Origin of the sequence: Streptomyces sp. DSM 41931, from assembly GCF_050271085.1 — a bacterium.
In the GTDB taxonomy this organism is placed as follows: Bacteria; Actinomycetota; Actinomycetes; order Streptomycetales; family Streptomycetaceae; genus Streptomyces; species Streptomyces albogriseolus.
In genome coordinates, this window is sequence record NZ_CP189902.1 from 6,034,745 (window position 1) to 6,052,125 (window position 17,381).

A 17,381-nucleotide genomic window follows, 5' to 3' on the forward strand; every position below is an offset into this window, starting at 1 on the left:
AGTGCAGACCCTGGCGTACGGCGAGTGGCCCTCGCCCGTCGACGCGGCGACGGCCGCGGCCCACGACGGCAGCCCCGAGTACGTGGGCTTCGTCGGCGACGAGGTGTGGTGGACCGAGCCCCGGCCCGCCGAGGCGGGCCGGCGCACCCTGGTGCGGCGGCACCCGGACGGCACCGAGGAGTCCGTCCTGCCCGCGCCGTGGAACGTCCGCAGCCGCGTCATCGAGTACGGCGGCCACCCCTGGGCCGGCGCCGTGCGCGACGGCGTGCCGCTCGTGGTGTTCGCGCACTTCCCCGACCAGCGCCTCTACCGCTGGGAGCCGGGCGCCGAGCCGCGCCCGCTCACCCCGGTGTCCCCGGTCGGGCCGGGGCTCCGCTGGGCCGAGCCCGTCGTGCTGCCGGAGCGCGGCGAGGTGTGGTGCGTCCTGGAGGAGTTCACCGGCGACGGCCCGAGCGACGTGCGCCGGGTGCTCGCCGCCGTGCCCCTCGACGGGTCCGCCGCCGAGGACCGGGGCGCGGTACGCGAGCTGACCGGGGAGCGGCACCGGTTCGTCACGGGACCGCGGCTCTCGCCCGACGGGACGCGCGCCGCCTGGATCGGCTGGGACCACCCCCGCATGCCGTGGGACGGCACCGAGCTGATCGTCGCCGACGTCGCCGCGGACGGCACCCTGACCGGCGCCCGCACCGTGGCCGGCGGGCCCGAGGAGTCCGTCCCCCAGGCCGACTGGACCCACGACAACCGCCTGCTGTACGCGAGCGACCGCACCGGCTGGTGGAACCTCTACCGGGACGGCGAGCCGGTCTGCCCGCGCCCCGAGGAGTTCGCCGGGCCGCTGTGGAAGCTGGGCCAGCGCTGGTTCGCCCCGCTGGACGGCGGGCTGGTCGCCGTCCTGCACGGCAAGGGCGCCCAGCGGCTCGGCGTGCTCGACCCGGAGACCTGCGAGGTCGTCGACGCCGCAGGACCGTGGAGCGAGTTCGGCCCCACCCTCGCCGCGCTCGGCGAGCGGGTCGTCGCCGTCGGTGCGAGCCCGCACAGCTCCCACGAGGTGGTGGAGCTGGACACCCGCACCGGCCGGGCCCGCGTGATCGGCGCCGCCCACCGCGACGCCGTGGACCCCGCCTGCTACCCCGAGCCCGAGGTGCGCACCTTCACCGGACCCGGCGGCCGGGACATCCACGCCCAGGTGTACCCGCCGCGCAACCCGGACTGCGCCGGCCCCGACGGTGAGCTGCCCCCGTACGTGATCTGGGCGCACGGCGGCCCCACCGGCCGCTTCCCGCTGGTCCTCGACCTGGAGATCGCCTACTTCACCTCGCGCGGCATCGGCGTCGCCGAGGTCAACTACGGCGGCTCCACCGGCTACGGCCGCGCGTACCGCAACCGGCTGCGCGGCCAGTGGGGCGTGGTCGACGTCGAGGACTGCGCCGCCGTCGCGCGGGCCCTCGCCGAGGAGGGCACCGCCGACCCGGACCGGCTCGCGGTCCGCGGCGGCAGCGCCGGCGGCTGGACCACCGCGGCCTCCCTCACCACCACCGACGTCTACGCCTGCGGCACGATCGTCTACCCGGTGCTCGACCTCACCGGCTGGGGCACCGGGGAGACCCACGACTTCGAGTCGCAGTACCTCGAGACGCTGATCGGGCCGCGCGCCGAGGTGCCCGAGCGGTACGAGGAGCGCTCGCCCGTCACCCACGCCGACCGGCTCGGCGCGCCGTTCCTGCTGCTCCAGGGCCTGGACGATGTGATCTGCCCGCCCGTGCAGTGCGAGCGGTTCCTGGACCGGCTGGCCGGCCGGGGCGTCCCGCACGCCTACCTCACCTTCGAGGGCGAGGGCCACGGCTTCCGCCGCGCGGAGACCATGGTGCGCGCCCTGGAGGCCGAGCTGTCCCTGTACGCGCAGGTGTTCGGGCTGAAGACGCCCGGCATCCCGGTCCTGGAGCTGAAGCCGTGAGCACCCTGACTCCGCTGCGGCGGCCGCCCCGCCTCGCCCCCGGCGCCCGGGTGGCCGTGGTCGCCCCCAGCGGACCCATTCCCGAGGAGCGGCTCGCGGCCGGGCTCGACGTGCTGCGCGGCTGGGGCCTCGACCCCGTGGCCGCCCCGCACGTCCTCGACCGGCACGGCGAGCTGGGGTACCTGGCCGGCGCCGACGCCGACCGTGCCGCCGATCTGCAGCGCGCCTGGTGCGACCCGGACGTCGACGCGGTCATCTGCGCGCGCGGCGGCTACGGCGCACAGCGCATGGCCGACGCCCTCGACTGGGAGGCGATGCGGGCGGCGGGGCCCAAGGTGTTCGTCGGGTTCAGCGACATCACCACGCTGCACGAGGCGTTCGCGGTGCGGCTCGGCCTGGTCACGCTGCACGGGCCGATGGCCGCGGGCGCCGACTTCGTCAAGAGCGCGCGAGCCCAGGAGCATCTGCGGGCCACCCTGTTCGACCCCGAGTCGGTGCGCACGATCCGCTCCGACGGCACCGCGCTGGTCCCGGGACGCGCCCGCGGGGTGACGCTCGGCGGCTGTCTCTCCCTGATCGCCGGCGGCATCGGCACCCCGCACACCCGCGACTCCGCGCGCGGCGGACTGCTGTGCCTGGAGGACGTGGGGGAGGAGACCTACCGCCTCGACCGCTACCTGACCCAGCTGCTGCGCGCCGGGATGCTCGACGGCGTGGCCGGGCTGCTGCTGGGCTCCTGGGCGGAGTGCGACCCGTACGACACGGTGCGGACGCTGCTCGTGGACCGGCTCGGCGGGCTGGGGGTGCCGGTGGCCGAGCAGTTCGGCTTCGGCCACTGCGACGACGCGCTCACGCTGCCGTTCGGCGTCGCGGCCGAACTGGACGCGGACGCGGGCACGCTGACGCTGGACGAACCGGCGCTGAGCTGAACGCGGCGGCGCCGGGCAGGCGTCGTAGGGTGACAGGGTGCCGCACACCGCTTCCCGTTACCTCACCGAAGGCCGCCGCGTGGGCCTGCGCCATTTCACCTACGACGACGCCGCCGAGTTCACCGCGCGGGCCCGGGAGAGCAAGGACCTGCACCACCCCTGGCTGTTCCCGCCGGACACCCCGGCCGCCTACGCCGCCTACGCTCAGCGGCTGATCGAGGACCCCGCCAAGGCGGGTTTCCTGGTCTGCGAGAAGGAGGCGGACGGCGCCCTCGCCGGCTTCGTCAACATCAACAACATCGTCGAGGGCGGGTTCCTCTGCGGCGCCCTGGGCTACGGAGCCTTCGCCCACGCGGCCGGACGCGGGCTGATGCGCGAGGCGCTGGACCTGGTCGTGCGGTACGCCTTCGGACCGATGCGGCTGCACCGGCTGGAGATCAACGTGCAGCCGGGCAACGCCGCCTCCCTCGCCCTCGCCCGCGCCTGCGGCTTCCGCAAGGAGGGCTTCTCACCGAAGATGCTCTACATCGACGGCGCCTGGCGCGACCACGAACGCTGGGCGCTCACCAGCGAGATGCTGACCGGGGACGACTGACCGCGCCCCGAGAACCGCAGGCGCGGGCCTCTGTTCAGGCGGGCGTCCGAGGGCTTCCATGGAGATCGTGACGACGATCCGACATGAGGTACTCACGCTGCCGGCCGCGCACCTCGGCCCCGACAACCCGCTGCCCGCCCTGCGTCCCCTCGACGAGATGCACCGCATCGAAGACCGCGACAAGAAGGACCTGCCGCGCGACATGGCCCGGCAGATCGGCTACGCCCCGCTGCACAGCCTGCTGCCGGTCCCGGTCCGCGACGGCTACGACCGGGACCGCGCGCCCCGGTCCCTCGACGCCCTGGTCATCGAGAACGACCGGCTGCGCGCCACCGTCCTGCCCGGTCTCGGCGGCCGGATCGCCTCCCTCGTCCACAAGCCCACCGGCCGTGAACTGCTCTATGCGAATCCGGTGTTCCAGCCGGCCAACTTCGCGCTCAACGGCGCCTGGTTCTCCGGCGGCATCGAGTGGAACATCGGCGCGACCGGCCACACCACCCTGTCCTGCTCGCCCGTGCACGCGGCCCGTGTCCCCGCCCCGGACGGCGGGGAGATGCTGCGCCTGTGGGAGTGGGAGCGGCTGCGCGACCTGCCCTTCCAGGTCGATCTGTGGCTGCCGGACGGCTCCGACTTCCTCCACGTCGGCGTGCGGATCCGCAATCCGCACGAGAGGCAGGCGCCGACGTACTGGTGGTCCAACATCGCCGTCCCCGAGGACTGCCGCGTCCTCGCCCCAGCCGAGGAGGCCTACCACTTCGGCTACGAGCAGCGCCTGCGCCGCGTCCCCGTCCCCGAGTACGACGGCGTCGACCGCACCTACCCCCCGAACAGCACCTACGCCGCCGACTACTTCTACGAGGTCCCCGAGGCGCGCCGGCGCTGGATCGCCGCGCTGGACGGCGACGGTCACGGGCTCGTGCAGACCTCCACCGACACCCTGCGCGGCCGCAAGCTGTTCGTGTGGGGCCGCGGGCCCGGCGGACGGAGCTGGCAGCAGTGGCTCACCGAGCCCGGCACCGGCGGCTACTGCGAGATCCAGGCCGGACTCGCCCGCACCCAGCTGGAGCACGTCCGCCTGGAACCGGAGAGCGAGGTGTCCTGGCTGGAGGCGTACGGGCCCTTCGAAGCCCGGCGCGAAGGGGACTGGGGCGCCGTCCTGGACGAGGCGGAGGCCCGGCTGGAGGGCGTGCTGCCGCGCGCGGACGTCGACGCGGCGTACGCGGCCTGGCTGCCGTACGCCGACACCGACCCCGGCGAGCGGCTGGCCGCCGGGTCCGGGTGGGGCGCGCTCGAAGTGCTGCGGACCGGCTGGAAGCTGCCCGGCACGCCCTTCGACGAGAGCACCCTGGGCGAGGAGCAGCAGCCCTGGCTGCATCTGCTGCGCGCCGGTTCCTTCCCCGAGCCGCCGGCCCGGCGGCCGCCCGGCGGGACGCTGGTCGCCCGGCACTGGCGGGACATGCTGGAGACGGCGCCCGCGACCGGGCTCACCGAGTACCACCTGGGCGTCGCCCAGTGGCACGGCGGCGACCGGGCGCAGGCGGTGCGCAGCTGGGAGCGGGGGCTGGCGCACGACGGCCCGTCCTGGCCGGTCCTGCGCTGCCTCGCCGTCGCCGACCGGGAGGAGCGTCACCCGGAACGCGCCGCCGACCGCTATGCGCTGGCCTTCGACGACCTGTGCCGCGAGGCCGGGGAGGCGGGCGGCGGGACGGCGGGGGAGTGGACCGCCGTCGTGGCCGCGCTCGGGCGGGAGGCGATCGAGGCGCTGCTCGCGGTGGGGCGCACGGCCGACGCCCGGTCGGTGTGGGAGCGGCTGGCGCCCGCCACCCGGGCGCGCGGACGCTTCCGGCTGATCGAGGCGGGGCTGCTGCTCGCCGAGGGACGGCAGGAGGAGGCCCGCGCCGTGTTCGACGCGGGCTTCGAGGTCGCCGACCTGCGTGAGGGCGACGAGGTCATCGGGCGGCTGTGGGCGCGGCTCACGGACGAGCCGCTGCCGGAGCGGTACGACTTCCGGATGCGGCCCACGCCGTGACGGGCGGTCAGGCGCGGCGGTCCGCGTACTCGTAGACCGCCCCGTCCGGGTGGCGTGCGATCAGGTTGCGGCCGACGGGGGTGGGCAGCGGTCCGGCGAGGACGGCCGCGCCCATCTCCTCCAGCACCCGGCGGGTCTCGTCGACGTCCGTGACCGCGATGGTCGCGGCGACCTTGCGCAGCACGTCCAGTTCTGCTTCGGGGCCGCTCATCAGCAGGAAGCAGCCCACCGCGGCGACCTCGACGCCTTCCCGTGCGAACCGCAGGGCCTTCCCGCCCGCCAGGCGCTCGTAGAAGGGGATGGCGGTCTCGATGTCGTCGACGCAGACGCGCAGTGTGGCACCCAGAATCTCCATGCGTCCGAGCGTAGTTGGACGCCCTGGACGGCGGGCGAGTTACCGGGTCCCGGGCACGGGTACCCGGGCGCCATGCAGCGCTTGGAGCACATGCAGCATCTCGACAAGCACCTGGTGGACGAACTGGCCCTCGTGGCCCGGGAGTCCGTGCGCGCCGAACTGCGCGAGCAGACGCGGGGACAGCGCCGGAAGGCGGCCCTCTACGCCGGGTCCGGCGCCGCCGCGCTGTACGCCGGCGCGGCCGTCGCCCTCGCCGTGGGCCTCGCCCTCGACCTGGTCCTGCCGGGCTGGGCGGCGGCGCTGATCACCGCGGCGCTCCTCACCGCGGTCGCCTTCGCCCTGCGCACGGCGGCCCGCCCGGCCGCACCGGCCGCCCCCAGCGCGACCGGCGCGACGAACGCCGCGGGATCCGCCCCCGTCCCCCCGGTGCCGTCCGCCCCGCCGACGGTCGGCACCGGCCGCCTCCCCGGACAGCGCGACTAGTCGCCCCGCTGCACCTGCGGCAGCACCTTCGTGCGGTAGAAGTCGAAGAAGCCGCGCAGGTCGGGACCGATCTGGTTCACGTAGATCCGGTCGAAGCCCGCGTCGGCGAAGGCGCGCAGTGCGGCGACGTGCTCGTCCGCGTCGTCGCCGCAGACCCGGTTCTCCCGGACCATGTCCTCGGTGACCAGGGTCTGCGCCTGCTCGAAGTGTTTCGGCGAGGGCAGCACCTGCCCCAGCTCGCCCGGCAGCTGCTCGTTCGCCCACAGCCGGTGCACCGTACGCACGCACTCCTCGCGGTCGGTGCCGTAACAGACCTTCGTGCCGCCGCTCACGAGCTTCTGGCCGCCCCCGCCCTTGCGGTACTGCTCGACCATGGAGGCGTCCGGCATCATCGTGATGTAGCCGTCGCCGACCCGTGCCGCGAGCTTGGTGGCCGCCGGGCCGAAGCCGGAGACGTCGATGGGCACGGGCTCGTCGGGCAGCGTGTAGAGCCGGGCGTTCTCGACGGTGTAGTGGGTGCCGCGATGGTTGACCTCCTCGCCGGAGAACAGCCGGCGCATGATCTGCACGGCCTCCTCCAGCATCTCCAGGCGCACATGGGCGGGCGGCCAGGGCCCGCCGACGACGTGCTCGTTCAGCGCCTCGCCCGTGCCCACGCCCAGCCGGAACCCGCCCGGCGACATCACCGCCGCGGTCGCCGCGGCCTGCGCCACCACCGTCGGGTGCGTACGCACGGTCGGGCAGGTCACCGCCGTGCCCACCGGCAGCGACACCGCCTCCGACAGCGCGCCGATCACCGACCACACGAAAGGACTCTGCCCCTGCTCGTCGTTCCACGGGTGGTAGTGGTCCGAGATCCACAGCGCCTCGAAGCCGGCCTGCTCGGCCATCCGCGCCTGCTCGACCAGCTCCGCGGGACCGTACTGCTCGCACGAGAGGAAGTAGCCGTACTGGGGCATGAGGTGCCTCCCTGACATGGGGCGTCCGGGTCCCGCGCCGGGTACCCGGCCCGGGACCGCGGGAACCGCCCGACGTTTGGCGGTCCCGCACAGGGGGACGCGGAAGTCTCCCGACGTACGCGACCGCGCCGGAGGCGAACCGTGAGTCGACCCCGCATTGTGATCGTCGGTGCCGGCTTCGCCGGGTACCGCACGGCCCAGACCCTGTCCCGTACGGCCAGGGGCCGGGCCGAGATCGTCCTGCTCAACCCGACCGACTACTTCCTGTACCTGCCCCTGCTGCCCCAGGTCGCGGCCGGCGTCCTCGAGCCGCGCCGGGTCACCGTGTCCCTCTCCGGGACGCTGCCGCACGTCAGGCTGGTGCTGGGCGAGGCCGGCCGCATCGACCTCGACGCCCGCCAGGTCCACTACACCGGCCCCGAGGGCGAGGGCGGCACGCTCTCCTACGACCGGCTGGTGCTCGCCGCCGGCAGCGTCAACAAGCTGCTTCCGATCCCGGGCGTCGCCGAGCACGCGCACGGCTTCCGCGGCCTCCCCGAGGCGCTGTACCTGCGCGACCACGTGACCCGGCAGGTGGAGCTGGCCGCCGCCACGGACGACCCGAAGCGCTGCTCGTCGCGGTGCACCTTCGTCGTCGTGGGCGCCGGCTACACCGGCACCGAGGTCGCCGCGCACGGGCAGCTCTTCACCGACGCGCAGGTGGCGAAGCAGCCGCTGCGCACCGGCATGCGGCCCCGCTGGATCCTGCTGGACATCGCCGACCGGGTCCTGCCCGAGCTGGACGAACGGCTCTCCCGCACCGCCGACACGGTGCTGCGGGAGCGGGGCGTGGACGTGCGGATGGGCACCTCCGTGAAGGAGGCCACCCCCGACGGGGTGCTGCTGACCGACGGGGAGTTCGTGGAGACCCGCACCCTGGTGTGGTGCGTGGGCGTACGCCCCGACCCGCTCGCCGAGTCCCTCGGGCTGCCCCTGGAACGGGGCCGGCTGCTGGTGGACCCGCATCTGCAGGTCCCCGGCCGGCCCGAGGTGTTCGCCTGCGGTGACGCGGCCGCGGTGCCCGACCTGGAGAAACCGGGCTCCTACACCCCGATGACCGCCCAGCACGCCTGGCGGCAGGGCAAGGTCTGCGCCCACAACATCGCCGCGTCCTTCGGTGACGGGGAGCGGCGCGCGTACCGGCACAAGGACCTGGGGTTCGTGGTGGACCTCGGCGGTGTGAAGGCCGCCGCCAACCCGCTGGGCGTCAACCTCTCCGGGGTGGCGGCCGGCGCGGTGACCCGCGGCTACCACCTGGCCGCGATGCCCGGCAACCGGGTGCGGGTGGCCGCCGACTGGCTGCTGGACGCCGTACTGCCGCGCCAGGCCGTGCAGTTGGGGCTCGTACGGTCCTGGTCGGTGCCGCTGGACACCGCGTCCCCCGAGGTGGCACGCGTCCCGGGCCGGCCGGAGGGCGAGCCCGCGAAGACCCGGCCCGGTGGTGAACCGGCCAAGAACCAGCCGGGCGGCGAACCGGCCAAGAACCAGCCCACCGCTGGGGCTTCCGACGTCGCACCGCCGCCCGACCAGCCGGGGCCCGGCCCCGACGTGGCGCCCGGGCCCGTCCGGCGCACCGACCGATTTACCGAAGGAGACGCATGAACACCGGTGAACTCGCCGAACTCGGACAACAGTTGCGGGTGGACAGTGTCCGGGCGGCGGCCGCCGCGGGCTCCGGGCACCCCACGTCGTCGATGTCCGCGGCCGATCTCATGGCCGTCCTCTTCGCCCACCACCTGCGCTACGACTTCGAGCGCCCCGACCACCCCGCCAACGACCGCTTCGTCCTGTCCAAGGGCCACGCCTCCCCGCTGATGTACGCCACCTACAAGGCGGCCGGCGTCATCGGCGACGAGGAGCTGCTCACCTTCCGCGAGAACGGCAGCCGCATGGAGGGACACCCCACGCCCCGCAAGCTCCCCTGGGTGGAGACGGCGACCGGCTCCCTCGGGCAGGGCCTGCCCGTCGGCGTCGGCATCGCGCTCGCCGGGAAGCGTCTTGACCACACCGATCACCGGGTGTGGGTGCTGTGCGGCGACAGCGAGCTGGCCGAGGGGTCGGTGTGGGAGGCGGCCGAGCAGGCCGCGTACGAGAACCTGGACAACCTGACCGCGATCGTGGACGTCAATAGGCTCGGCCAGCGCGGCCCCACCCGGCACGGCCACGACCTGGACGCCTACGCCCGCCGCTTCCAGGCGTTCGGCTGGCACACCGTCGAGGTGGACGGGCACGACGTGGACGCGGTGGACCGCGCCTACGGAGAGGCGCTGTCCACCCGGGGCCAGCCGACCGCGATCCTCGCCCGCACCCTCAAGGGCAAGGGCGTGGAGTCCGTGCAGGACCGGGAGGGCCTGCACGGCAAGCCGCTGCCGGAGGCGGAGGACGCGATCGCCGAACTGGGCGGCCGGCGCGACCTGCGCATCACCGTCCAGGCGCCGCCCGCCGACGGCGGGACCCCCGCCCGGCGGATCACCACGCCCGAGCTGCCGCGCTGGGAACGGGGCGAGGACGTGGCCACCCGCGACGCCTTCGGCGAGGCGCTGGCCGCCCTCGGCTCCGCGCGCGACGACGTCGTGGCCCTGGACGGCGAGGTCGGCGACTCCACCCGCCTGGAGTTCTTCGCCAAGGAGCACCCCGAGCGCTACGTCGAGTGCTACATCGCCGAGCAGCAGATGGTCGCGGACGCCGTCGGGTTCGCCGCGCGCGGCTGGCTGCCGTTCGCGTCCACCTTCGCGGCCTTCCTCACCCGCGCCCACGACTTCGTCCGCATGGCGTCGGTCAGCGGCTCCGGACTGAACCTCGTCGGGTCGCACGCGGGCGTCGCCATCGGCCAGGACGGCCCCAGCCAGATGGGCCTGGAGGACCTGGCGATGATGCGGGCGGTGCACGGCTCCACCGTGCTGTACCCGTGCGACGCCAACCAGACGGCCCGCCTGGTCGCCGCCATGGCCGGCCTGGAGGGCATCCGCTACCTGCGCACCTCGCGCGGCGGGAGCCCCGTGATCTACGGCCCCGACGAGGAGTTCCCCGTCGGCGGCAGCAAGGTGCTGCGCTCGTCCGGCCAGGACCGGCTCACCCTGGTCGCCGCCGGCGTCACCGTGCCCGAGGCGCTGGCCGCGGCCGACGCCCTCGCGGACGCGGGCATCGCCGTACGGGTCGTCGACCTGTACTCGGTGAAGCCGGTCGACGTGGAGACCCTGCGCACCGCCGCCGAGGAGACCGGCTGTCTGATGACGGTGGAGGACCACCACCCCGAGGGCGGGCTCGGCGACGCGGTCGCCGAGGCGTTCGGCGACGGGCGTCCCGTGCCGCGGCTGGTGCGGCTCGCCGTGCGGAACATGCCGGGCTCGGCCTCCCCCGCGGAGCAGCTGCACGCCGCCGGCATCGACGCCGACTCGATCGCCACGGCCTGCCGGCTGCTGGTGGGGGAGGCGATCGTGTCGTGAGCGACGGCGGCTCGCGCACCGTACGGGCCGGCCGCCGCCGGGTGGAGATCCGCCGCCCGGACAAGGTGCTCCTCCCGGGCGGCGACGGCGCCCGCGGGTACACCAAGGGCGATCTCGTCGACTACCACCGGGCCGTCGCCCGCCACATGCTGCCGCACCTGCGGGGCCGGCCGCTGATGCTGGACCGGCGGCCCGACGGCCTCGACGGCCCGGCGTTCATGCAGAAGAACACCCCCGACAGCTATCCGGACTGGATCACCCGGGCCGAGGTCGGCAAGGAGGGCGGAACCGTCACGCACACCGTGTGCGACGACACCGCCACCCTCCTGTACCTGGTCGACCAGGCGAGCATCACGCTGCACCGCTGGCTCTCCCGCGCCGACGACGCCGACCGCCCGGACCGGCTGGTCTTCGACCTCGACCCGTCCGGCGACGACTTCGAGGCGGTGCGGGAGGCCGCCCGGCTGCTGGGGGAGCTGCTGGACGAACTCGCCCTGCCCTCCGCCCTGATGACGACCGGGTCCCGGGGCCTGCACGTGGTCGTGCCGCTCGACGGCGGCCAGGACTTCGACACCGTACGGAAGTTCGCCCGCGACGTCGCCGACACGCTGGCGGACGCCCACCCGGACAAGCTCACCACCGCGGCCCGCAAGAAGGACCGCGGCGACCGGCTGTACCTGGACGTGCAGCGCAACGCCTACGCGCAGACCGCGGTCGCCCCCTGGACGGTCCGCGCCCTGCCCGGCGCGCCCGTCGCCGCCCCGGTCACCTGGGAGCAGCTCGACGACCCGGACCTGCACGCCCGCCGCTGGACGGTGGAGAACGCCGCCGAGCAGGCCGGTGCGAGCCCGTGGGCGGGTCTGTTCCGCAAGGGCCGCTCCCTCGCCCCGGCCCGCCGGAGGCTCGCCGCGCTGCGCGGCTGACCCGCCTGAGCGAACGGGTGAGTCCGCGGAGGTTTGGCGAACACGCTTACGGCCACACGAAGGGAGAGGTGGCCATGTCGAACACGAAAAACACCGAAGAGTCACAAGATTCACAGGAATCCACGGACTCCCGTGAGGGCCGGGACTCCCAGGAGGCCCCGAGCCCGCGCACCACCCGTAAACAGACCGCACCCCGCAGGCGGACCGAGAAGGACGGCGACACGACCGAGAGCACCACGGCACGGAAGAAGCCGAAGCCCATGGAGGTGCTGCGCGAGGCGCGCGCACAGCTCGCGGAGCTCACCGGCATGGAGGCCGAGTCCGTGTCGTCCTTCGAGCAGACCTCGGAGGGCTGGGTGCTGGAGGTCGAGGTCCTGGAGCTGGAGCGGGTGCCCGACACGATGAGCCTGATGGCGAGCTACCAGGTGGAGCTGGACCCCGACGGGGACCTCACCGGGTACCGGAGGGTCCGCCGCTACGAGCGCGGACGCGCCGACTCGCGCAGGCACGGCGGCTAGGCCGCACGACCGCAAGCACATCCCCACATCCCACATCCCCGACATAAGGAGGAACGGCCGGCATGACAGTCGTACCGGCACAGCAGTCCGGCGGCGGAGGCGGCAGCAGCGGCCTCTACGACGTGCTCGAGCTTGTCCTGGACAGGGGGCTCGTCATCGACGCATTCGTGCGCGTGTCCCTGGTCGGCATCGAGATCCTCAAGATCGACGTCCGTGTCGTCGTCGCGAGCGTCGACACCTACCTCCGCTTCGCGGAGGCGTGCAACCGCCTCGACCTGGAGGCCGGCCCCCGCAAGAGTCCGGGCCTGCCCGAGATCGTCGGCGAGGTGACCGAGTCCGGCGCCCGCGGCAAGTCCAAGGGCGCCCTCTCCGGCGCCGCCGAGACCATCTCGGACGCCTTCAAGCAGGGGCGCGAGGGCGAGACCGAGTCGCGGCCCCGGGCCCGTAAGACCACGTCGCGGCGCAAGGAGGAGCAGGAGTGAGCACGTACGTCTACGGCATCACCGCAGCCTCGCACCCCTCCCTGCCCGAGGGGATGGGCGGCGTCGGCGACCCGGCGCGCCCGCTGCGCGTGCTGACCCAGGGCGAGCTGGCGGCCGTCGTCAGCGACGCCCCCGAGGGCCTGCGCCCCAAGCGGCGGGAGCTGCTCGCCCACCAGAACGTGCTCAGCGAGATCGGCGCGGGCGGCTGCGTGCTGCCCATGCGGTTCGGCAGCGTCGCCCCCGACGACGACGCCGTCACCTCGGTCCTCGCCGAGCGCGCCGACCACTACCTGGAGCGGCTGCGCGCCCTCGACGACCGCGTCGAGTACAACGTCAAGGCCAACCACGTGGAAGAGGCGGTCCTCCACCACGTGATGGCCCTCAACCCGGAGATCCGCGCCCTCGCGGAGGCCAACCGGCAGTCCGGCGGCGGCAGTTACGACGACAAGATCCGCCTCGGCGAGATGGTCGCCGAAGCCGTCAAGGCCCGGGAGGCCGAGGACGGCGCCGCGCTGGAGAACGCGCTGCGCGGCATCGCCGACGCCGAGAGCGTGGGCCCGGAGTCCACCGGCTGGCTCGCCAACGTCTCGTACCTGGTGAAGCGCGCGACGGCGGAGGAGTTCCTGGCCGCGGTGGAGCAGGTCCGCACGGACATGCCCCACCTGGAGATACGTCTGAACGGCCCGCTGCCGCCGTACAGCTTCGTCGAGCCCGGCCCCGCCGAGCCCGCGGGCACCACGGCCGGCGGGGCGGAAACCGGAGCGGGGTGACGACATGGGCCTGATCTCGGAGGTGCTGCTGCTGCCGCTCGCACCGGCGCGTGGCGGCGCCTGGGCCATCCGGCAGGTCCTGCAGGAAGCGGAACGCATCTACTACGACCCCGCGACCATCCGTGCCGAGCTGGCCCGGCTGGAGGAGCTGCTGGAGGCCGGGGAGATCACCGAGGAGGAGTTCGACGAGCAGGAGGACGCACTCCTGGACCGGCTGGAGATCGCGACGCGCACAGGCGCGGGTAATGGGGACGGGACGGCACAACGATGAATCGAACGGGACTGGGCCTCGCCATAGGGGCCGGATATCTCCTCGGACGGACCAAGAAGCTGAAGATGGCGCTGGCCGTCGGCGGGCTGGTCGCGGGCAAGAAGCTCAACCTCAGCCCGCGGGCGGTCGCCGACCTGGTGTCGCAGCAGCTCCGGGACAACCCGCAGTTCAAGGAGCTGGGCGACCAGCTCCGCGGTGACCTGCGCGGCGCCGGCAAGGCGGCCTCCGGCGCGCTGGTCGAACGGCAGATCAGCTCGCTCGCCGACCGGCTGCACGGCCGCACCGCCGAGGTGCGCGGTCAGCTGGCCGGCAACGGCAACGGCGCCGAGGGCCGGGACGAGGAGGACGAGGACTCCGGCGAGGAGCCGCACGACGAGGAGACGCGCGACCGCGAACCGGACGACGCCGCCGAGGACCAGGACGACGGCGGGCGCGAACCGGACGCCGCGCGGACGGCGAAGAAGGCCGCCAAGAAGGCCCCGGCCAAGAAGGGTCCCGCGGCGAAGAAGGCCGCACCGGCCAAGCGCGCAGCCGGTGGGACCGCGCCCGCGAAGAAGGCAGCCGCCAAGAAGACGGCCGCGAAGAAGACCGCGTCCGCCTCCCGCGGCGGCCGTACCCGTTCCTCGAAGGGAGGCGGTGAGCGATGACCGAGACCGTCGGGCGGGCCACGTCCGCCGCACGCGACGGTGCGGAAGGCGCCGCCGGCAACCCGCTGTCCGACCTGGCCCACAGCGAGGCCGCGGACCGGCTCAAGGCCGAGCTGCAGGACTACCTCGCCGCCCAGGCCACCCGGCTGCTGACCGGCGTCGGCCACAAGCTGGGCGAGACCACCGGCAAGCTGAACGACATCGCCGAGGGCAACAGCCCCGGCTTCGCCAAGCTCGCCGTCGACGGCGGCAGGAAACTCGCCGAGGGCAAGGGCCCGCTGCGCACCGCCGTGGAACTCGGCGCCGGCCGGGCGAAGGACAGCGTCAAGGGCGCCCTGAAGAACCTCGGCGGCGGCAAGGGCAAGCGCAAGAAGTCGTCCGGCAACAAGCCGACCGTCATCATCGAGCACATCGACGTCGGCGTGCCGCTGCGCACCGCGTACGACCAGTGGACGCAGTACCAGGACTTCAGCACCTTCGCCAAGGGCGTGAAGAGCGCCAACAAGGCCGACGACACCACGTCGGACTGGCAGGCGAAGATCTGGTGGTCCAACCGCAGCTGGAAGGCGACGACCACCGAGCAGGTGCCCGACGACCGGATCGCCTGGAGCTCGGAGGGCGCCAAGGGCACCACCAAGGGCGTCGTCTCGTTCCACAAGCTGGCCGACAACCTGACCCGGGTCCTGCTGGTCATCGAGTACTACCCCTCGGGCTTCTTCGAGAAGACCGGCAACATCTGGCGCGCCCAGGGCCGCCGCGCCCGGCTCGACCTGAAGAACTTCGCCCGCTTCATCACGATCAAGGGCGAGGCCGAGGACAGCTGGCGCGGCGAGATCCGCGACGGCGAGGTCGTCCGCAGCCACGAGGACGCCCTGGCCGAGGAAGAGGAGGAGCAGGGCGGCCCCGAGGGCGAGCACGAGGACGCTGAGGCCGGGGAGGCCGAGGAGGAAGGCGCTCCGGAGGACGCGTACGACGAGGACGAGGAGTACGAGGGCGAGGAGGACGAGGAGGGCGCCGGGCCCGAGGACGCGTACGAGGACGAGGAGGGCGCCGAGCCCGAGGACCCGTACGAGGACGAGGACGAGGAAGCCGCCGGCGACGAGGACGACGAGGAGTACGAGGAGGGTGTCCCTCCGGAGGAGGAGTACGAGGACGAGGACGAGGAGTACGAGGACGACGAGCCGGCCGACGAGGCCGCTCCTGAGGAATCCGAGGGCCGGAGCCGCCGATGACCACTCCCAGCCGACTCCCCGACCCCTACGGCCAGGGCGGCGGCGCCAACCTCGCCGACATCCTGGAAAGGGTGCTGGACAAGGGCGTGGTGATCGCGGGCGACATCAAGATCAACCTGCTCGACATCGAACTGCTCACCATCAAGCTGCGCCTCGTCGTCGCCTCCGTGGACAAGGCCAAGGAGATGGGGATCGACTGGTGGGAGTCCGACCCGGCGCTGTCCTCACGCGCCCGGCGTGACGAACTGGCCCGCGAGAACGCCGAGTTGCGCGAGCGCCTGGCCCGGCTCGAGGAGCTGGAGCCGCGCCGCGCCGAGGAGGAGGCCCCGTGACGGGACTGCGCTACGTCTACGCGGTCTGCCGCCCCTTCGGCACACCGCTCCAGGCCCAGCTCACGGGCGTGGGCGGCGACCCGCCCCGGCTGGTCCCGCACCACGACCTGGTGGCCGTGGTCAGCCATGTGCCCGAGGCGGACTTCGCGGAGGAGCCGCTGCGGGCCCATCTGGAGGACCTGGACTGGCTGACCGCGGTCGCGCGGGCCCACCAGGGGGTGATCGACGCGCTCACCACCGTCACCACCCCGCTGCCGCTGCGGCTCGGCACCGTGTTCCGCGACGACAGCGGCGTACGGTCGATGATCGAGGCGCGCGAGGAGAACTTCCTGCGCCGGCTGGACCGGCTGGAGGGCCGGGTCGAGTGGGGCGTCAAGGTGTTCCTGGAGTCCGAGCCGGAGCAAGCCCCCGAACAGCCCGCGCCGCAGCCCGCGGCGATGTCCGGGCGGGACTATCTGCGCCGGCGCCGGGAGCAGACGCGGTCGCGGGAGGACCAGTGGCAGCGGGCCGAGACCTTCGCGACCCGGCTGCACGAGACCCTGACGGGCTTCGCCGAGGACTCCCGGCTGCACGCGCCGCAGAACCCTGCCCTGTCCGGAGCCCGCGGCCGCAACGTGCTCAACGCGGCCTATCTGGTGCCGCGCGGCCAGTCGGAGGCGTTCGTGGAGCAGGTGGAGCGTACGAAGGACGACTCCCCGGGGCTGCGGGTGGAGCTCACCGGGCCGTGGGCCGCCTACTCGTTCGCCGGCGAGGACACCGCTGACGGGGAGACCGCGGGGGAGGGGATCGCGTGACCGTCGTCGAACGGCGTGAGATCGCCCTGGTCGACCTGCTCGACCGGCTGCTGGCCGGCGGTGTGGTGATCACGGGCGACATCACGCTGCGGATCGCGGACGTCGACCTGGTCCGCATCGACCTCAACGCGCTGATCAGCTCCGTGAACCAGAACGTCCCCTCGCCCTTCGAGGAGCTTTCGTGACCGACGACCCGCGGCACCCCGCGCCGGGCGCGCCGGACCCCGTCACGGTGACCGACGCCGACCTCTTCGAGGGCCGGTCGCCCCTGGACCCGGAGGCGTCCTTCGACGCGGACCCGGAGCCCGCCGCCCGCCCCGCCGGACCGCGCCCCAAGCCCCGCCGGCGGCTCGACCTGGAGCCGGACACGGTCGAACGCGATCTGGTGAAGCTGGTGCTGACCGTGGTGGAACTGCTCCGCCAGCTCATGGAGCGCCAGGCGGTGCGCCGCTTCGACGAGGGCGACCTCACCGAGGAGCAGGAGGAGCGGGTCGGGCTGACCCTCATGCTGCTCGAGGACCGGATGGCCGAGCTGCGCAACCGCTACGGGCTGCGCCCCGAGGACCTCAACCTCGACCTCGGCCCGCTCGGGCCGCTGCTGCCCCGGGACTGAGTCCCGGGGC

Annotated in this window: 20 protein-coding genes; 18 read left to right on the forward strand and 2 right to left on the reverse strand. The window is 73.8% G+C overall.

Going from position 1 to position 17,381, the window contains the following annotated elements:
- Position 1 precedes the first annotated feature (1 nt).
- Genes ACP7TJ_RS27655 through ACP7TJ_RS27670 form a run of 4 tightly spaced genes read left to right on the forward strand, consistent with a single transcriptional unit; the run spans position 2 to position 5,507 of the window.
- Positions 2–1,954, forward strand: a complete 1,953-nt coding sequence (locus ACP7TJ_RS27655) for an LpqB family beta-propeller domain-containing protein (RefSeq protein ID WP_427766157.1) — start codon at positions 2–4, stop codon at positions 1,952–1,954.
- On the forward strand, positions 1,951–2,883 hold the full coding sequence (locus ACP7TJ_RS27660; protein ID WP_401540383.1) for a S66 peptidase family protein: 933 nt from the start codon (positions 1,951–1,953) through the stop codon (positions 2,881–2,883). Before ACP7TJ_RS27655 ends, ACP7TJ_RS27660 begins: the two co-directional genes overlap by 4 nt.
- Positions 2,884–2,920: 37 nt before the next feature.
- Positions 2,921–3,478 carry a GNAT family N-acetyltransferase gene (locus ACP7TJ_RS27665; protein WP_093765964.1) on the forward strand — a complete coding sequence of 186 codons (558 nt, stop codon included), beginning with the start codon at positions 2,921–2,923 and terminating at the stop codon, positions 3,476–3,478.
- A gap of 58 nt (positions 3,479–3,536) precedes the next feature.
- Complete coding sequence (locus ACP7TJ_RS27670) at positions 3,537–5,507, forward strand: DUF5107 domain-containing protein (RefSeq protein ID WP_427766161.1); 1,971 nt, start codon at positions 3,537–3,539, stop codon at positions 5,505–5,507.
- Positions 5,508–5,514: 7 nt separating this feature from the next.
- Here ACP7TJ_RS27670 and ACP7TJ_RS27675 read toward each other — a convergent pair whose 3' ends face one another.
- A complete protein-coding gene (locus ACP7TJ_RS27675) occupies positions 5,515–5,862 on the reverse strand; it encodes a VOC family protein (protein ID WP_189909137.1) in 348 nt (115 codons plus the stop codon).
- A gap of 72 nt (positions 5,863–5,934) precedes the next feature.
- On the opposite strand from ACP7TJ_RS27675, the gene ACP7TJ_RS27680 reads away from it, so the two are divergent.
- On the forward strand, positions 5,935–6,345 hold the full coding sequence (locus ACP7TJ_RS27680; RefSeq protein WP_193458493.1) for a phage holin family protein: 411 nt from the start codon (positions 5,935–5,937) through the stop codon (positions 6,343–6,345).
- On the opposite strand, the gene ACP7TJ_RS27685 is transcribed toward ACP7TJ_RS27680, so the two are convergent.
- On the reverse strand, positions 6,342–7,304 hold the full coding sequence (locus ACP7TJ_RS27685) for an LLM class F420-dependent oxidoreductase (RefSeq protein ID WP_427766165.1): 963 nt from the start codon (positions 7,302–7,304) through the stop codon (positions 6,342–6,344). The two genes, ACP7TJ_RS27680 and ACP7TJ_RS27685, sit on opposite strands and share 4 nt — an antisense overlap.
- A gap of 141 nt (positions 7,305–7,445) precedes the next feature.
- Between ACP7TJ_RS27685 and ACP7TJ_RS27690 the strand changes: the two genes are divergently transcribed.
- The 13 genes from ACP7TJ_RS27690 to ACP7TJ_RS27750 all read left to right on the forward strand — a co-directional run bounded on the left by ACP7TJ_RS27690 (position 7,446) and on the right by ACP7TJ_RS27750 (position 17,371).
- A complete protein-coding gene (locus ACP7TJ_RS27690) occupies positions 7,446–8,945 on the forward strand; it encodes an NAD(P)/FAD-dependent oxidoreductase (RefSeq protein WP_093765959.1) in 1,500 nt (499 codons plus the stop codon).
- Entirely contained in the window at positions 8,942–10,789 is a 1,848-nt protein-coding gene (locus tag ACP7TJ_RS27695; RefSeq protein WP_367494893.1) for a transketolase, read from the forward strand. Before ACP7TJ_RS27690 ends, ACP7TJ_RS27695 begins: the two co-directional genes overlap by 4 nt.
- Positions 10,786–11,712, forward strand: a complete 927-nt coding sequence (ligD, locus tag ACP7TJ_RS27700) for a non-homologous end-joining DNA ligase (RefSeq protein WP_093765957.1) — start codon at positions 10,786–10,788, stop codon at positions 11,710–11,712. Before ACP7TJ_RS27695 ends, ligD begins: the two co-directional genes overlap by 4 nt.
- A 74-nt stretch (positions 11,713–11,786) precedes the next feature.
- Positions 11,787–12,230 (forward strand): gas vesicle protein GvpO, encoded by a 444-nt coding sequence (gvpO, locus tag ACP7TJ_RS27705; protein WP_093766500.1) that lies wholly within the window; start codon positions 11,787–11,789, stop codon positions 12,228–12,230.
- A gap of 62 nt (positions 12,231–12,292) precedes the next feature.
- Positions 12,293–12,712, forward strand: coding sequence for a gas vesicle structural protein GvpA (locus tag ACP7TJ_RS27710; RefSeq protein ID WP_006130882.1), 420 nt, complete (start codon positions 12,293–12,295; stop codon positions 12,710–12,712).
- On the forward strand, positions 12,709–13,482 hold the full coding sequence (locus ACP7TJ_RS27715) for a GvpL/GvpF family gas vesicle protein (protein ID WP_093765956.1): 774 nt from the start codon (positions 12,709–12,711) through the stop codon (positions 13,480–13,482). Before ACP7TJ_RS27710 ends, ACP7TJ_RS27715 begins: the two co-directional genes overlap by 4 nt.
- A gap of 4 nt (positions 13,483–13,486) precedes the next feature.
- Positions 13,487–13,753, forward strand: a complete 267-nt coding sequence (locus tag ACP7TJ_RS27720) for a gas vesicle protein GvpG (protein WP_093765955.1) — start codon at positions 13,487–13,489, stop codon at positions 13,751–13,753.
- The gene (locus tag ACP7TJ_RS27725; protein WP_427766172.1) at positions 13,750–14,400 is read left to right on the forward strand and encodes a DNA primase; all 651 of its coding nucleotides are present in this window, start codon (positions 13,750–13,752) and stop codon (positions 14,398–14,400) included. Before ACP7TJ_RS27720 ends, ACP7TJ_RS27725 begins: the two co-directional genes overlap by 4 nt.
- On the forward strand, positions 14,397–15,632 hold the full coding sequence (locus tag ACP7TJ_RS27730) for an SRPBCC family protein (protein ID WP_370165851.1): 1,236 nt from the start codon (positions 14,397–14,399) through the stop codon (positions 15,630–15,632). The genes ACP7TJ_RS27725 and ACP7TJ_RS27730 overlap by 4 nt, the downstream gene beginning before the upstream one ends.
- On the forward strand, positions 15,629–15,964 hold the full coding sequence (locus ACP7TJ_RS27735; RefSeq protein ID WP_019521760.1) for a gas vesicle protein: 336 nt from the start codon (positions 15,629–15,631) through the stop codon (positions 15,962–15,964). The genes ACP7TJ_RS27730 and ACP7TJ_RS27735 overlap by 4 nt, the downstream gene beginning before the upstream one ends.
- Positions 15,961–16,758 (forward strand): GvpL/GvpF family gas vesicle protein, encoded by a 798-nt coding sequence (locus ACP7TJ_RS27740; protein WP_167742169.1) that lies wholly within the window; start codon positions 15,961–15,963, stop codon positions 16,756–16,758. The genes ACP7TJ_RS27735 and ACP7TJ_RS27740 overlap by 4 nt, the downstream gene beginning before the upstream one ends.
- Positions 16,755–16,943, forward strand: coding sequence for a gas vesicle protein (locus ACP7TJ_RS27745; protein ID WP_093765951.1), 189 nt, complete (start codon positions 16,755–16,757; stop codon positions 16,941–16,943). Before ACP7TJ_RS27740 ends, ACP7TJ_RS27745 begins: the two co-directional genes overlap by 4 nt.
- Before the next feature lie 170 nt (positions 16,944–17,113).
- Complete coding sequence (locus ACP7TJ_RS27750; protein WP_026243351.1) at positions 17,114–17,371, forward strand: gas vesicle protein K; 258 nt, start codon at positions 17,114–17,116, stop codon at positions 17,369–17,371.
- Positions 17,372–17,381 lie beyond the last annotated feature (10 nt).

Excerpts from the sequence above, each read along its gene's own strand:
- ACP7TJ_RS27725 (WP_427766172.1), top strand. The coding sequence starts at position 13,750 with ATGAATCGAACGGGACTGGGCCTCGCCATAGGGGCCGGATATCTCCTC.
- ACP7TJ_RS27735 (WP_019521760.1), top strand. The coding sequence starts at position 15,629 with ATGACCACTCCCAGCCGACTCCCCGACCCCTACGGCCAGGGCGGCGGC.
- ACP7TJ_RS27695 (WP_367494893.1), top strand. The coding sequence starts at position 8,942 with ATGAACACCGGTGAACTCGCCGAACTCGGACAACAGTTGCGGGTGGAC.
- ACP7TJ_RS27680 (WP_193458493.1), top strand. The coding sequence starts at position 5,935 with ATGCAGCGCTTGGAGCACATGCAGCATCTCGACAAGCACCTGGTGGAC.
- ACP7TJ_RS27720 (WP_093765955.1), top strand. The coding sequence starts at position 13,487 with ATGGGCCTGATCTCGGAGGTGCTGCTGCTGCCGCTCGCACCGGCGCGT.
- ACP7TJ_RS27730 (WP_370165851.1), top strand. The coding sequence starts at position 14,397 with ATGACCGAGACCGTCGGGCGGGCCACGTCCGCCGCACGCGACGGTGCG.
- ACP7TJ_RS27670 (WP_427766161.1), top strand. The coding sequence starts at position 3,537 with ATGGAGATCGTGACGACGATCCGACATGAGGTACTCACGCTGCCGGCC.
- ACP7TJ_RS27675 (WP_189909137.1), bottom strand. The coding sequence starts at position 5,862 with ATGGAGATTCTGGGTGCCACACTGCGCGTCTGCGTCGACGACATCGAG.
- ACP7TJ_RS27710 (WP_006130882.1), top strand. The coding sequence starts at position 12,293 with ATGACAGTCGTACCGGCACAGCAGTCCGGCGGCGGAGGCGGCAGCAGC.
- gvpO (WP_093766500.1), top strand. The coding sequence starts at position 11,787 with ATGTCGAACACGAAAAACACCGAAGAGTCACAAGATTCACAGGAATCC.
- ACP7TJ_RS27685 (WP_427766165.1), bottom strand. The coding sequence starts at position 7,304 with ATGCCCCAGTACGGCTACTTCCTCTCGTGCGAGCAGTACGGTCCCGCG.